This window comes from Actinacidiphila sp. bgisy144, from assembly GCF_057708105.1.
Window position 1 is genome coordinate 229,346 of the sequence record NZ_JBYIRM010000007.1, and the last position, 14,274, is coordinate 243,619.

12 protein-coding genes are annotated in these 14,274 nt (G+C 73.6%); 5 read left to right on the forward strand and 7 right to left on the reverse strand.

Translation table 11 applies throughout. The features are described 5' to 3' along the window. Positions 1–39: 39 nt before the first annotated feature. A complete protein-coding gene (locus AC3EVP_RS11280; RefSeq protein ID WP_435128683.1) occupies positions 40–1,002 on the reverse strand; it encodes an MBL fold metallo-hydrolase in 963 nt (320 codons plus the stop codon). Next, entirely contained in the window at positions 986–1,723 is a 738-nt protein-coding gene (locus tag AC3EVP_RS11285; RefSeq protein ID WP_435128686.1) for an ArsR/SmtB family transcription factor, read from the reverse strand. The genes AC3EVP_RS11280 and AC3EVP_RS11285 overlap by 17 nt, the downstream gene beginning before the upstream one ends. Before the next feature lie 190 nt (positions 1,724–1,913). Here AC3EVP_RS11285 and AC3EVP_RS11290 point away from each other — a divergent pair, with 190 nt between their 5' ends. The 4 genes from AC3EVP_RS11290 to AC3EVP_RS11305 all read left to right on the forward strand — a co-directional run bounded on the left by AC3EVP_RS11290 (position 1,914) and on the right by AC3EVP_RS11305 (position 6,861). Next, positions 1,914–2,327 (forward strand): hypothetical protein, encoded by a 414-nt coding sequence (locus tag AC3EVP_RS11290; protein ID WP_335970451.1) that lies wholly within the window; start codon positions 1,914–1,916, stop codon positions 2,325–2,327. A gap of 160 nt (positions 2,328–2,487) precedes the next feature. Next, entirely contained in the window at positions 2,488–3,384 is an 897-nt protein-coding gene (locus AC3EVP_RS11295) for a YhjD/YihY/BrkB family envelope integrity protein (protein WP_335970450.1), read from the forward strand. Between the two features lie 168 nt (positions 3,385–3,552). Then, a complete protein-coding gene (locus tag AC3EVP_RS11300) occupies positions 3,553–4,350 on the forward strand; it encodes an SAM-dependent methyltransferase (RefSeq protein WP_335970448.1) in 798 nt (265 codons plus the stop codon). Between the two features lie 285 nt (positions 4,351–4,635). Next, the gene (locus tag AC3EVP_RS11305) at positions 4,636–6,861 is read left to right on the forward strand and encodes a protein kinase domain-containing protein (protein ID WP_435128691.1); all 2,226 of its coding nucleotides are present in this window, start codon (positions 4,636–4,638) and stop codon (positions 6,859–6,861) included. A 75-nt stretch (positions 6,862–6,936) separates the two neighbouring features. Here the strand turns inward: AC3EVP_RS11305 and AC3EVP_RS11310 are convergent, their stop codons facing one another. The 5 genes from AC3EVP_RS11310 to AC3EVP_RS11330 all read right to left on the reverse strand — a co-directional run bounded on the left by AC3EVP_RS11310 (position 6,937) and on the right by AC3EVP_RS11330 (position 13,217). Beyond that, on the reverse strand, positions 6,937–8,025 hold the full coding sequence (locus tag AC3EVP_RS11310) for a Rieske 2Fe-2S domain-containing protein (protein ID WP_435128694.1): 1,089 nt from the start codon (positions 8,023–8,025) through the stop codon (positions 6,937–6,939). Positions 8,026–8,114: 89 nt separating this feature from the next. After that, positions 8,115–8,840, reverse strand: coding sequence for a glycoside hydrolase family 16 protein (locus AC3EVP_RS11315; protein WP_435128697.1), 726 nt, complete (start codon positions 8,838–8,840; stop codon positions 8,115–8,117). 188 nt (positions 8,841–9,028) lie between these two features. Next, positions 9,029–10,000 (reverse strand): intradiol ring-cleavage dioxygenase, encoded by a 972-nt coding sequence (locus AC3EVP_RS11320; RefSeq protein ID WP_435128700.1) that lies wholly within the window; start codon positions 9,998–10,000, stop codon positions 9,029–9,031. 162 nt (positions 10,001–10,162) lie between these two features. Then, entirely contained in the window at positions 10,163–11,635 is a 1,473-nt protein-coding gene (locus AC3EVP_RS11325; protein WP_435128703.1) for a carboxylesterase family protein, read from the reverse strand. Between the two features lie 91 nt (positions 11,636–11,726). Continuing rightward, on the reverse strand, positions 11,727–13,217 hold the full coding sequence (locus AC3EVP_RS11330) for an MFS transporter (RefSeq protein ID WP_435128706.1): 1,491 nt from the start codon (positions 13,215–13,217) through the stop codon (positions 11,727–11,729). A 188-nt stretch (positions 13,218–13,405) separates the two neighbouring features. On the opposite strand from AC3EVP_RS11330, the gene AC3EVP_RS11335 reads away from it, so the two are divergent. Continuing rightward, the gene (locus AC3EVP_RS11335) at positions 13,406–13,969 is read left to right on the forward strand and encodes a TetR/AcrR family transcriptional regulator (protein WP_435128709.1); all 564 of its coding nucleotides are present in this window, start codon (positions 13,406–13,408) and stop codon (positions 13,967–13,969) included. The last annotated feature ends 305 nt before the right edge of the window (positions 13,970–14,274 follow it).

The following is a 14,274-nucleotide window of genomic DNA, read 5'->3' on the forward strand; positions in this document are numbered from 1 at the left end:
TCTCACCGCGCCACGCCCCCGCACCTTCCGCACACCGCGTCAGCCGCGCAGCGGGGCCGCCAGCGCCTTGCGCCACCGGGCCCGGGCGAGCAGCCTGCGGGTCTCCCGCTTTCCGGGTTCGTGGTAGATCACGAAGTCGTCGAAGCGGTACACGCCGGGCCGGTCGGCGACGGAGACGGCCGCGTCGCGTATCGCCACGAGCTGGGCGGGGGTCATCTGGAGGGCCCGTTCGCCCGGCTGGAAGGTCGCTCCGAGCGGGTGGTCCCGGCCTGGCCGCCGCGCCATCTCGATGTGGCAACCCAGCACATGGGTGACCGGGTGGGTTCCGGCGAACTCGGCCAATTTCCGCATCGTCGTGAGGAAGGCCGGGAAGTCGGCGACATAGAGCCGGCCCGGGAGCACGGTGTCGCCGGTGAACAGGATGCCGGTCCAGCGGTCGTAGAAGGTCAGGGACGAGTCGTGATGGCCGGGCGTGGCCAGCACGTCGAGCACCCGGCCGCCGAGGTCGAAGGAGACCGGGGCGCTCCCCGGGGCCGCCGCGTCCGAGCCGAGGCCGAAGAAGTCCCGCGCCGCGTCCGCCTCCTTCGGCACCACCGCGGTCCCGGGCCGGTCGGTGAACTGCGGGTCCCCCGCCACGTGGTCGCCGTGCGCGTGCGTGTGCGCCACCACCAGGCCGTACCCCTCACGCGGGTGTGCGGCCAGCCACTGGTCCACCAGCCCGTCCACGGTGGCGCGCAGCGGACACGCCGCCGGGTCCCCGGTGGCGCCGGAGTCCAGCAGCAGGGCCCGCTCGTTGCCGAAGAGGAGGAAGAGGAAAGGCGCTTCGTAGTTCACCGTCTTGCTCTGGCGGAGCAGCACGGTGTGCGGGTCGTACCAGTGCGTCTGGACGGGCGGCTCCTGCTGCCATCGGGCGCGCACGCCATGCCTCCAGACGACGTCCAGCGAGCCGTCCACCGGAGCTTCGGTCTCGAAGTCGACTTCCCCGTCACGCGTCACTGCCATCCCCGCCTCTTCCGGTCGTGCGTTCCCGCCCTGCCGGGTACGCCTCGCCCGCGCCCGGTCCGGACGCCGGGCGCGCGGACCCGCTCGGCTGGGCGGACACGGCCGCGCCGTCCGTGCCCCAGCCCTCCGCGGCGACCGGTGTGGCCGCCATGAAGTACCGCACGAGCCGCCGCGGCGGCGACCCGCCCCCGACCGCGTCCCGCACCCACGCGTCCGAGCCGGCGCCCTGCTCGGGCGTCACGAGGTACGGCCGCAGCAGTTCCTGCCACTGCCGCTCGATCTCGGGCATGTCCTCCGCGGAGACGACCGCCAGCGCACTCACCATGCCGGCCTTGCCCCGCCACTCCGGGCTCTCCGAGCCGCGGCGCTCCGCGTACCCGAGGATGGCCGCCATCTCGCGCTCCACGACGCTCCGCTCGAGCCTGCGGCCGATCGCCTCGGCCGCGGCCGTGTCCGCCCCGGCCACGTCGAACCGCATCTCCCTGCTCGCGTCCACAAGCCGCCACCGCCGCTCCCGCCGGTCGCCCCCGTGCTCCGCCTCTTCCACGAAGCCGTACTTGCCGAGCTGGCGCAGGTGGAACGAGCAGTTGGCCTGCGGCACGCCCAGCGCCCGCCCGCACCAGGCCGCCGTCGCCGACTCCACCGTCGAGAGCACTTCCATCAGATCCAGCCGCAACGGATGCGCCAGCGCCCGCATCGCCTTCGGATCACTGATCGTCATACCCCAAAGAATACTTTGGCAATCCGGAATGTCAACGCTTTCTTTGGCATGGCGCAGTCGTGCCCCGTCCAGGGCCGGGCGGGGGGTATCCGGCGGGCCCGGACCGCCGGCGGCGGGGGCGTGCTGCGGTGCTGTCACAGCACGGTCACAGAGGTCGGCAGCCGGGCGCTGGGTGGGGCAAGGTGGCCGCATGCGTACCCGAATCGCCGCCGCGGCCGTGGCCGCCGCCGCACTCGCCACGTTCTGCGCGACCGCGTGCTCCTCCGGCAGCGGCGACAAGAGCGCGTCGGAGCCGACCACCCCGGCGACGGCGTCGGTGACCGCCGCCCCGACCACCGGCGCCACGGCGACCCGGCCGCCGGCCCCGAGCGGCGCGAACCGGCAGACGTACCTCGCCGCGCTCAAGGCGATAGACCCGTCGCTCGCCGCCGACCCGAACCAGGTGATCGAGGAGGGCCGCCTCCAGTGCACCGTGATCAACGGTGACTCGCAGACCGCCGACCACCTCGCCGCCCAGCGGTTCAGCAGCACCGGCCACCAACTGACCGACGCGCAGGGCGCGGCGATCGACGCGGCGCTGAAGCTCACCGTCTGCAAGGGCTGAGCGCGCGGCGACCGGCCCCGCGCCCGCGGCCGCCCCAACCCCCGCGCACCCGCTGCCGGGCGCCGCGCCCGACCTGCCACCGGGCTTGCCCGGGGCCGGAGTTGCGCACGGGGTACTCCGCCAGGTATCCACAAGCCCTAACGCTGCGGGAAGGTGACGCATGGCTGGACTGACGGACGTCTGGAAGCGATCCGCGATCGGACGCCTGTCGAAGCAGGCGTCGCACATCGAGTTGATGCACCGCTCGATGGGCTTTGCCGCACTCGGCTTCGTCACGCTGATGCCGCTGCTCGTGGTGGTCGCCGCCGCGACCCCGTGGGAGCACCGGCCCGGCTTCGCGCAGTGGGTGATCGACGGCATGGGCCTGGACGGCAACGGCGCCCGCAGCATGCGCAGCATGTTCGCCACGCCCAACCACGTGCTGAGCACCACCGGCGCCTGGAGCCTGGCCACGGCGGCGTACTTCGGGCTGTCCTTCGTGGCGAGCGTCGAGACCGGCTACCGCAAGATCTGGGACCTGCCGGCCGGCCCGTGGCACCGCGACTGGCGCCGCGCGGTGTGGCTGGCGGTGCTCACCGCCTACCTGTTCTGCGAGTCGCAGAGCGCGGCGGTGCTGGGCAGCGGCCCCGTGCCGAGCGCGGTACGCATCCTGCTCACCTTCGCCCTGGGCGTGCTCTTCTTCGCCTGGGGCCAGAACTTCCTGCTCTACGGCTCAGTCCGGGTGCGCACCGCCCTGCCCGGCGCGGTCCTGACCATGCTGGGCCTGGCCGGGCTGCGGATCTTCTCGCACCTGTTCTTCGCCCCCATGCTCGAGTCCAACGCGGTCACCTACGGCCCGGTCGGCAACGTGCTGACGGTGGTCACCTGGCTGGTCGGCGTGGGCTTCGTGGTCTTCGGCGGCGCGCTCGTCGGCCGGCACGTCCGCGACGGCCGCACACTGCGGCGGGGCGGCGAGATACCGCGACCGCCGCAGCCCGAGGGCTGGTTCGAGAAGCCCGAGGCCACCGTGCCCGCGCTGCCGTGGCGTTCGGACGGCGCGGGCGGCGCGATCGACTGACCCGGCCGACCCCGCTCGTACGACACAGCGCGGCGGCCCGCGCACACCCCGTGGCGGTGCTTCCCACAACAGCAACCCCCCTCGTACGCAGGGACGTTGACGTGAGACGCTTCGCGCACGGGCGTTCGCGGGAGGGGCGGGCACCCGTCACGGAGAGAGGAGCGCAGCGTGACGCAGAACGGCTTCCGCGCCGACGAGATCGACACCAGCAGGCCGCATCCCGCGCGGATCTACGACTACCTGCTGGGCGGCAAGGACAACTACCAGGTGGACCGCGAGGCGGGCGAGCAGCTCATCGGCGTCGCGCCCGAGGCACGGATCGGCGTCCAGGCCAACCGGGCGTTCCTGCAACGCGCGGTGCGGCACGTGGTCGGCGCCGGCGTCCGGCAGATCCTCGACATCGGCACCGGGCTGCCCACCTCCCCGAACGTCCACGAGATCGCCCGGGAGGTCGCGCCCGACGTGCGCATCGCGTACGTGGACAACGACCCGATCGTGAACACCCACGCCAACACGCTGATGAGCGAGGCCGGTACGACCAGTGTGGTCCTCGCCGACCTGCGCGACCCGCAGGCGATCCTGAACCACCCCGACGTCCACCGGGTCATCGACTTCGACCAGCCGGTCGCCCTGCTCCTCGTGGCGATCCTGCACTTCGTCACCAACGCCGAGGAACCCGAGCGGATCGTGGCCACGCTGCGCGACGCGCTCCCGGCCGGCAGCTACCTGGTGCTCTCGCACGCCACCAGCGACTTCAACGACCGCCGCGAGACCGCGACCGCGTACACCAACGCCACCGCGAGCATGAACCTGCGCAACCGCGCCGAGATCGCGCGGTTCTTCGACGGCTTCGACCTGATCGAGCCCGGCGTCGCGCAAGTGCCGTTCTGGCGGCCGGACTCCGAGCCCACCGCCGACGAGCGCGAGATCGGCTTCTACGGCGGCGTGGGCATCAAGAACGCCTGATCCCGGCCGCGTTCGCGTCCGCGCACCGCTCCCGCCCTCCGTGTCCCACGGGGCCGGGCCGCTCTTCTCCCGCCCTGTGCGGTCGGCCCGGTCCCCGGCAACTTGCCGGTGGCAGTACCCTCTTGACCCTCACGGCCCCTCCTCTCCGGTCTCCGGGCGGCTGCCGGACGCCGTGGGCCCCGGCAGATCGGCCCGGCCGCCGGTGGAATCCGAGTACGGAACAGGGCGTCGGGGAGCTGCGAGCGGCAGTTCCGCCACAAGGGGCAGCGCGAGGGGCGGATTCAGGTGAGCGACCACCAGGGCACGGGCAAGGACGCGGGTGCGGGCATACCCGGCGAGGGCGGCGGGGCCGCGGAGCAGCAGGAGCAGCAGCCCGCGCGGAAGCCCGAGCAGGAACCCGCGCGGAAGCCCGAGCAGGAACCCGCGCCGAAGTCCGCGCCGGAGTCCCCGCAGCAGCCGTCGGGGAGGCCCGCGGCCAAGGCGGTCCGCAAGGCCCCGGCGGCACGGCCCGCACCGAAGGACGCTGCTCCCGCCGAGGGCGCGGCGGACGGCTCCGACTCCGGGGAAACGGCTGAGGGCGCCGCCCCGGCCGGCGCACCCGCGGGGACGTCGGCGCGCAAGGCGGCCCGAACCCGCGCCGCCGTACCGGCGAAGAAGACCGCGGCGGCCGCGTCCACCCCGGCACGCAAGGCGACCGCCGCGAAGAAGGCGGCCCCCGCCCAGAGCGCAGGCCCAAGGACGACGTCCAAGGCCGCGCCGAAGACGCCGAAGACTCCGCCGACGACCGCGCCCAAGCCCGCGGCCACGGCCACGAACCCGTCCGGCACCGCGAAGAAGGCGCCCGCCCGCCCCGCGGCGAAGTCCGCCCCGGGCAAGGCTGTCACCACCCCCGCCGCTCCCGGCACCGCCGCCCCCGCCGAGCCGCCCGCGCCCGCCTGGCAGGTCCCCGGGTACACCCACACCTCCGGCCCCGCCGCCGTCCCCACCGGCCAGGTCGTCCGGGCGACGCGCGACGCCGACGGCTCCCAGGTCGCCATCACCTACCTCGCCCCCGAACTCGCCGGGGACGCCCGGTTCCGCGCCCGGCTGCGCGCCGAGGCCGAACGGCTCGCCACCCTCGAATCGCCGTACACCGTACGGCTCCTCGCCTACGTCGAGGACGGCGCGCACGCCGCCGCCGTACGGGAACCGGTCGAGGGCGTCACCCTGGCCGCGCTGCTCGACGCGAAGGGCGCGACCTCGCCCGAGGCGGCGCTGACCGTGCTGAAGGGCGCGCTGCTCGGGCTCTCCGCCGCCCATGAGGCGGGCATCTCGGGCGGCTCGGCCTGCCCTCCGGCGAACCTGCTGGTGACGGCCGAGGGCACCCCGGCGCTCGTCGACCTCGGCGGCACGTCCAGCACCGCCGACATCCCCGCGGACCTGCTCGCGGCCACCGCCACCTGCCACGCCTGCCTGCCCGAGGGGAAGGCCGCCGAGCCCGTACAGCCGTTGCTGGCCGCAGGGTTGGCGGCCGAGCCGACCGAACGGCCGCGCAGCGCGATCGACTTCGCGGTGGAGCTGGAAGCGGTGGCCGTGGCGGCGTACGGCGCCGCGTGGGAGGAGCGCGGGCGCGCCGAACTCGCGGCTCTGGTCAACACGTTCGCGGTGGCGCCGGGAGCGCCCGCCGTACCGGCCGACGAGGCCGCACCCGTGCCCGTACCGCTGCCCGCGCCCGCACCTGTGCCCGGCGAGCCGGCGCGCTCCGGTGTCGCGCTCGTGCCGCTCGTCACCGCGGACTACACCGAGGGCGCCGCTCCCGGTGCCGGTGCCGGGGAGGAGCCCGACCGGCGGCGGCGCCGCAAGGGCCTGCTGCTCGCGGCCGCGGCCGTCATCGTCGCGGGCGCGATCACTGTCACCGCCGTGGCGACGGGCGGGAAGCACGGCACCGCGGCCGCCGCGGACCCCTCGCCGTCGGCCGCCCTGACCACCGCCGCGTCCCCGGCTGCCACCGCCTCCGCGACCTCACCGTCGCCGGAGGCCACCACCGCCTCGCCCACCGCCACCACCCCGTCCCCGAGCGCGACGTCGGCCGTACCCGCCCCGACCACCGCGCCCGCCACCGCCACGTCCGCGCCGGCCGCGACCACCACGCCGCCCACGATCCGCCGCACCACCGCGCCGCAGCCGCACGACCCGGCGGGCTCGGCACACGTCACGTCCGTCGCCGTCACCGGCGCCCAGTGCACCTCCGACGGCCGTACCGCGAGCGCCACGGTCCGGGTCCGCTACGACGGCAGCTCGGGCACCCTGCGGGCCGTGTGGTGGCGCAGCTCCACCCCGAACCCCCAGGGCTCGGTCCAGCTGGTCTCGCCGCAGACCGCCCAGTTCCCCAAGGGCGGCAGGAGCTTCACCTACAGCGGGAAGGTCTCGGACATCGCGCCGGACCGCGACCGCCCGTACGTCGGGATCACCGTCTCCACCAGTCCCGCGGCGGCCTCCGGCGACAACTCCTTCGCCATCGCCTGCCGTTGAGCCGTTCCGGCCCGCCCGCACACCGGTCGGTGCGCGGGCGGGCCGACGGCATCGCGCTGCCCGCCTCCCGCGGTCCTACGGCTCGATCGGCACCCCGCGGCGGGCCAGCAGCGCCTTGAGCGACTGGATGACCGGGAACACCTCGTTGTTGAGGTCGGCGCCCTGCGTCTCGTACGCGCGCTGCTCGGCCTCCACGATCACCCGGTCCTGCCCGAAGATCCCCTCGGTGAACAGCGTGATCACCGGCCACAGCAGATGGATCACCCCCGGCACCGGCAGCTTCTGCACCATGATCAACCCGTAGGTGTGGTTATGGTGTTGCGCCTGGTCGGTGGGCACGTACGCGTTCCACAGGTCGAGCGCCGGCGGCTCCTCGCGCTTGCCGTCGGTCCAGTAGCGCAGCGTCTGGTACGGGTAGCCGGTGCGGATCGTCATCAGGTCCGCGTACTTGTCGGTGCTGCCGCTGCCGATGATCAGCCGCTCGCCCAGCGACTGCTTGCCCTCGGTGCGCGAGAAGGAGTAGTCCGCCTCCAGCCAGTCCTCGCCCTCCCGCACGTCCAGCAGCCGGGCCCGTATCCGGCCCATCAGACTGCGGTGCAGGAACTGGTGGTTCATGTCCATCAGGTTCTCGTGCATGAAGGAGTAGTGGCAGGCGATGTCCCGGTCCAGCACCCGGGTCTTGTACCTGCTGTCGCGGTGGTAGGGCAGTTCGGGCACCGGGGTGACGTCGGCGAGTTCCTGGTCGCCGGGGAAGACGAACAGGAAGCCGTGCGCCTCCCGGCAGGCGTACGCGCGCACCCCGTTCGGCAGGGTCCGCTTCCGGTCCAGGTAGGGGATGTTGACGCACGCGCCGGTCCGGTCGTACGCCCAGCAGTGGTAGCCGCACAGCAGCTGCTCGTCCTTGACCACCCCCATGCTCAGCGGCACCTGGCGGTGGGCGCAGCGGTCCTCCAACGCGTACGGGGCGCCCTTCTTGGGCCGCACCAGCACCAGTTCCGCCCCCGCGAACCGCGCCGCGAGCGTCCTTCCCGGCTTCAGGTCCCGTGAACGCGCCAGCGGATACCAGAAGTTCGGGTCGATCCCGGTCGTCCTCGTGGTCGGGACGTCACCCTCGGGGGCCACGTCCCGGTACTTGCGCAAAGGGTTCGCCTTCGGCAGCGTCATACCCCCGAACGTACCCACGGCCTCCCACCCCGCCCCGCGGCCCGTTCAGTATGGACTTGGTCAAATCTCCCGGCCGCGACCGCGGGCGGTCACGGGTAGTACGGGGTGTAGGTGACCGAGGACACCTTCAGGTAGCGGGCGCCGTCCGCGGTGGCCCAGGTGGAGGCGTCCGGGTTGCCCGGCCAGTCCCCGCCGACCGCGGTGTCGATGATGAAGTGCATCCCGACGCCCGAACCGGTGGTGTACCACTTGGTGCCCTGGTAGACGTCGTCCACGTCGAAGTCGATGTGGTCGGGCCACCAGCTGAACGAGTACGTGTGGTAACTGTTCGTCCAACCCGCGGAGTTGTGCGCACTCCACTGCGTCTGCGCGTTGTTCGTGTCGTGGAAGGTCTGGTAGACGGTGTCCGGGTCGGACCCCACGATCTCCGCGCCGTCCATCTCCGGCAGCCACGGGTTCAGGTACGCCGCCCACACCGCGGGCAGCAGCCCCTGCCCGTTCGGCATGCTCGCGGTGAAGCGGTATGTCCCGTACCCGTACAGCGCCTTGGACTCCACGCGCCCCGAGTAGTACGTCCCGCCGGACTGGTACGTCTTGATCATCAGCGTCCCGCCGTCGTACCACACGCAGTCCGGCGAGTACGTCTCCAACTCGTTGTTGGCGGTCCACCGGCCGCTGATCACGTTCCACGAGTCCACGGTCTGCGGCGCCCCCCACGAACTCGCGTGCGCGGACGGCTGCACCAGCACCAGGGACAGGAACCCGGCGACCACCGCGCCGAGGAGGCGGCCGAGCCGCACACGCACAGGTGACATCGGAACTCCGTTGCTCGAAGGCCGTGGGGGGACCGGAGTAGTAACGCCGCCCTCGCACCGTAGCCCCGTTGGTCCGTACCTGACAAGACGCACACCGCGGGCGGTAGCCGCGCGCCCCGGCCACGGCGCCGGTGACCGCCGCCCGGGCCCGTGTGAAGGGGCGAGGGTCCGGGCGGCGGTCGACCGGATCAGGCGCCGGCGGTCGGGGTGGAGGTGGGGGCGGCGCCGCCTCCGGGCGCGTCTTCGCCGTCGTTGGTGGCGGCGGGGTCCACGGCCATCGTGATGTGGCCGGCCACACCGCGCTGGATGTGCCGGTGGTCGTAGACGAGCTTGAGCAGCCCGCCCTGGGTCCCGGTACCGGGGTAGATGCCGTCCTCGTCGAGCGTGGTGCGGGTCACGGTGTTAGCCGAGTACGGCGTCACGCCGGTGGTGGCCTCGACGGCGGTCTCGGCGAAGTAGAACTGCCCGGTGTGGCAGGTGCGGCCGCCGGTGTACCCCGCGGAGGTGTGCGTGCCGCCGGTGTGCACCTTGGTGTGCACGTGGACGGCACGGCCGGTGTACCAGCCCGGGAAGACGGTACGGAAGGTCACGAAGCCCTCGTGGTCGGTCATCTGGATGCCGCGCAGCCAGGTGAGGTCGTCCGTCGGGGTGGCGTGGCCTCCGCCGCCGCCTCCGGACGGCGGGCCGCCGGTGGGCGGGGTCCCGGTGGGCGGAGTGCCGGTGGGCGGGGTACCGCCGCCGCCGTTGCCGGTCTGGGTGTAGCCGGAGTAGACGCCGGAGGCGTCGCAGTGCCAGATCTCGACGGCGGAGTTGCGCAGCGGGCGGCAGGTCGTGGCGTCCACCGCGCGCAGGACGAGCAGCAGCGGGATACCGGTGCGGTCCTCGACGACGTTCCTTCGGAAGAGTTCGTAGTCGAGGTAGTACGGTCCCTCGATCTGCTCGCTGGTCAACTGCATGCACGTGGTGGCGGCCAGGGCGTCCGCCCGCACGGCTCCGACCGTCGCCGATCCCGCGGCGGTGGTCCGGTCGGAGGCGTGTGCCGCGGCGCCGAGGCCCGTGAGCGCCACGGCGCCGGCACCGGCGAGGGTGAGCGCGCGGCGGCGGGTCAGGGCACGGGAGACGACGGCGTTGTCGGGTTCATCGTGCTGTCGGTTGGTCATTTGCGTGACGTTAGGAAGGCAGCCTGTGACGGCCATGTGAAACACCCGCCTGATTCCGGCCAGATGAGCCCGCCGCGGGTCCGGCTTCGTACGGCTGCGGACAGCGGCGGGTGCCGGACGAGGCGGTGGCCGGCCGAGGCAGTGGCCGGCCGAGGCGCGCGGTCAGCGGGTTGCCCTGATGGCGGGTCTCCCGAGGCGGTTGGGGGTTTCGGCGAGGGCGTCGGCGTACTCGTAGGGGTCGTGGTCGAAGACCAGGGTGCGGCGCTCGTCGAGGGTGTAGGCGCTCCAGCCCGGGTCGCCGTCGTGCGCGAAGCGGACGAGCGCGGTGTGCATGCGCGTCGCGAGGTGCTGGGGGGCGGCCGGGCCCAGGAGTTCGGGGGCCTGGGGTGCGTCGAGGTGGTCGAAGGCGAAGGGGAGGTCGGCGCAGTGGGCGGCGCCGAAGACGGGGGCGGGCCAGGCGGACTGGTAGGCGTAGGTGGGGATGCCGGCCCGGGCGGCGGTGTCGGCGATGTGGCGGGCGGGGCGCCGGAAGGTGCGGTCGCTCAGCGCCTGCGCGAGCGCGTGCCCGGGGTTGCGGCTGCCGAGCCGGCCGAGGTAGGTGTCGAGGTCGTCGGCGGTGAGGCCGAGGTTGGCCATGCCCTGCACGCAGGCGTCAATGCTGGGAGCGGTGGTGAGGTCGCCGAGCAGGAAGTTCCACTCCTGGGTGGTGGTGCCGATCAACAGGGCCTCCACGCCGCCGGGTTGGGAGAGTGCGTCCTCGGGTGCGGCGGTGATGACTTCGCCGTCGAGGGTGGGCTGCCAGCGCAGTGCGTCCCGGCCGGCCCGGCGGGCGCGCTCGTCGACGCTGTCGGCGGGCGCCTGGACTTCTCCGGGCAGCCAGGCCCGTTCGAGTTCCATCCGGCGGGCGGTGGGTGCGGCCGAGAGGGCCTGCCGGGTCCGCGGGGTGCCGAGTTGCGCGGCGAAGTCGGCGGAGAGCTGCCGCATGCGCTCCAGCGGCGTGAGCAGAGGCGTGCCGGCGCTCATCACGAGCAGGCGGCGGAACAGGCCGCGGGCGGCCGGGGCGCCGGTCAGGGCGAGCGCGGCCGTCGCGCCGGCGGACTGCCCGGCCAGGGTGACGTTGGCGGGGTCGCCGCCGAAGGAGGCGATGTTGTCGCGCACCCAGGTCAGCGCGGCGGTGATGTCGAGCACGGCGCGGTTGGCGACCTGGTCGTCGAGGATCATGAACCCCTCGGCGGCGACACGGTAGTTGGGGACGACGAAGACCACGCCGTCGCGGGCGAAGGAGGCCCCGTCGTACCAGGGGCCGGCGTTGCTGCCGGTGAAGAAGCCGCCCCCGTACAGCCACACGATCACCGGGAAGGGGCCGTCGCCGCGGGCGGGGGCGTGGACGTTGAGGTTGAGGGCTTCGTCGCCCGCGATCACGGGGTCGGGGAAGAGTTCCTGGGCGACATGCGGGTGGGCGGGGCTGGGTCCGTGGCGGGTCGCCTCGAAGCAGGTGGTGAACCTCCCCCGCGGCTGGGGGACGTCGAAGGCGCGGTCGGGGTACGGGGCGCGCGCGTAGGGGATGCCGAGGTAGGCGGTGTGGGTCGCGTGCGCGATTCCCCTGACGGGGCCGCAGGGCGCGTTGACAGGCACGGGGTGCTTCCTTCTGGCGGGCGGGTGTGGGGAAGAGGAGGGGCCGGGGTCGCGGGATGGTGCTCCGCGGCGGTGGCGGAACCGGTCCGGCTCAGGCGGTGTCGGCCTCGTTCGCCGCGGCCGCGGTGTCCGGCGCGGGCCGCAGCCGCAGCGCCAGGGCGGCAGTGCCCAGGGCGAGGACGGCGAGCGCGTAGAACGCGACGCGGTAGCCGTCCACGACGGCCGCGTTGCCGCCGCTGGTGCTGTGGCTGGTGACGCCGGCGGCGATGGTGGCCAGGACGGCGAGGCCCAGCGCCGCGCCGAGCTGGCGGCACATGTTGAGCAGCCCGGAGGCGACGCCGGCGTCGCGGGGGTCGATGCCGCTGGTCGACGCGACGATGGCGGGCATCATCGTCAGGCTGGTGCCCGCACCCACCACGACGGTGGGCAGCAGCACGCCGGCGACGTACTCCGAGCGGACCGGCAGCCGCCCCAGCCAGACCAGACCCACGGCGGCGACGACCCCGCCGAGCACCACCAGGCGGCGGGCGCCGACGACGGGGATCAGCTTCTGGGACAGCAGCACCCCGGCGCTGATGACCGCGACCATGGGCAGCAGGGACAGTCCGGTGCGCACGGCGCTGTGTCCCAGGACCTGCTGGAGGTACAGCGAGAGGAAGAACAGCGGCGCGGTGATGACGGCGCCCATGCACAGCGTGAGGACGTTGCCCATGCGCACGTTGGCGACGGAGAAGATCCCCAGCGGGACGAGCGGTTCGCTGCTGCGACGCTCGACGGCCACGAACGCCGCGAGCAGCACCGCCCCGGCCACGAGCGAGCCGATCACCCGGGCGGCTCCCCAGCCCGCGTCGGGCGCCGCCGCGACGCCGTAGACGAAGGTCGCGGCCGACAGGGTCACGGTGAGCGCGCCCGCGAGGTCGATGCGCGAGCGGCGCTGTGCGGTCGCGGTCGGCGCCAGGCAGGTCAGGCTCGCGACGAGCAGGCCGGCCCCGATGGGTACGTTCACCAGCATCACCCATCGCCAGCTCACCGACGCCAGCAAGCCGCCGACCACGATGCCGGCGGCGCCGGCGCTGGAGGCGGCCACGCCCCACCAGGTCATGGCGCGGGTGCGCTCGGACGGTTCGGTGTGGCTCGCGGTGATCAGGCTGAGGCTGGAGGGCGCCAGCGCCGCGGCCCCCGCGCCCTGCACCACCCGGGCCGCCAGCAGCATCCAGCCGTCCTGCGCCAGCCCGCCTGCCAGCGAGGCCGCCGAGAAGACGACCAGACCGGTCTGGAAGACGCGGCGGCGTCCGAACAGGTCGCTGGCGCGGGCGGCGAACAGCAGCAGACCGCCGAAGGCGACCAGGTAGCCGTTCACCACCCACTGCTGGGTCGGGGCCGACAGGCCGAGGCCCGCCTTCATGGCCGGCAGGGCCACGTTCACGATGGAGGAGTCCAGCACCACCATGAACTGCGCCACGCACGCCACGACCGCGACGGCCGCGAGCGCGACACCGGGCTTGGCCACCCCGTGCGAAGGGTCCGCGGCCGGGGGCGCGGAGGTGCCGGCGCCCGGGGCGAGGGGGGATCGGTGGGGCATGACGGTGCTCCTCGGTGTTTCCGGATAGGCTGTCCGTCAATCGTAGAGCGATAACGGATAGGCTGTCCACCAAGGGGGTGCGAGCCTTGGGGCGGGCGTAGCGGCGTATCCCGGGTCGGCGTGCCCGGACCGGCACACCCCGGGGTCGGCGTACCCCGACCCGAGGACCAGGCCTGGAGGAGGAGCACATGGAGGCGGGCACGACGGCGTTCCCCAAGCGGCGCGCGGCCGCGGAGCGCAACCGCGACAAGATCCTCGACGCGGCCCGGGAGGCGTTCGCCGAGCCCGTTCCCGACATCTCCATGGCGGAGATCGCCCGTCGCGCCGGGGTCGGCATGGCCACGCTGTACCGCAACTTCGCCGGCCGGCAGGAGCTCCTGGAGGCGCTCTACGCGGACGAGGTCGACCAGGTCTGTGCCGCGGCCACGACCGAGCCCGGCCAGACCCCCGCGGCAGCACTCATCACCTGGCTGCGCCGGCTGATCGCGTTCATCCCGCACAAGCGGCTGATCACTTCCGAGCTGCTGGAGCACACCGACCGGGACGGCCTCACCAGCCACCGCGCCCGAGCCGTCGAAGCGGGCCGCCCCCTGCTGGCCGCCGCCCAGGAAGCCGGGCAGATCCGCGACGACCTCACCCTGGAGCAGGTCTTCGACCTGATCGTCGCCATCGCCAAGGTCAACGAGTCACCCGACTACCTGCACCCCCTCTTCGAAACCGTCCTCGACGGCCTCCGCCGCGGCCCGGCCTGAGGAGCCGCCCGACCGCAGGTCGGACGGCAGCAGGCTGCCCACCTGGCTTCGGCCGGACGAGAGCCTTCCGTGCGTTCCGCACCCGAGCGCTGTCGTCAGAGCAAGGCGCATCCTCGAACTCTGCGGACGCCATCGGCCCCGGCTGTGGCGGTGTCGACGTCACGGGTCCGCGCGAACGAGGTCGACGCGTCCGTGGCCCTGAGAACGCACCAGTCGTAGAGGCGGATCACCACGGCTCACGAGGTCAGGATGCCCGTGGTCGGCCGGCCCTGCTCGACGCGTTCGAACTCGGTTATGCCGCAATG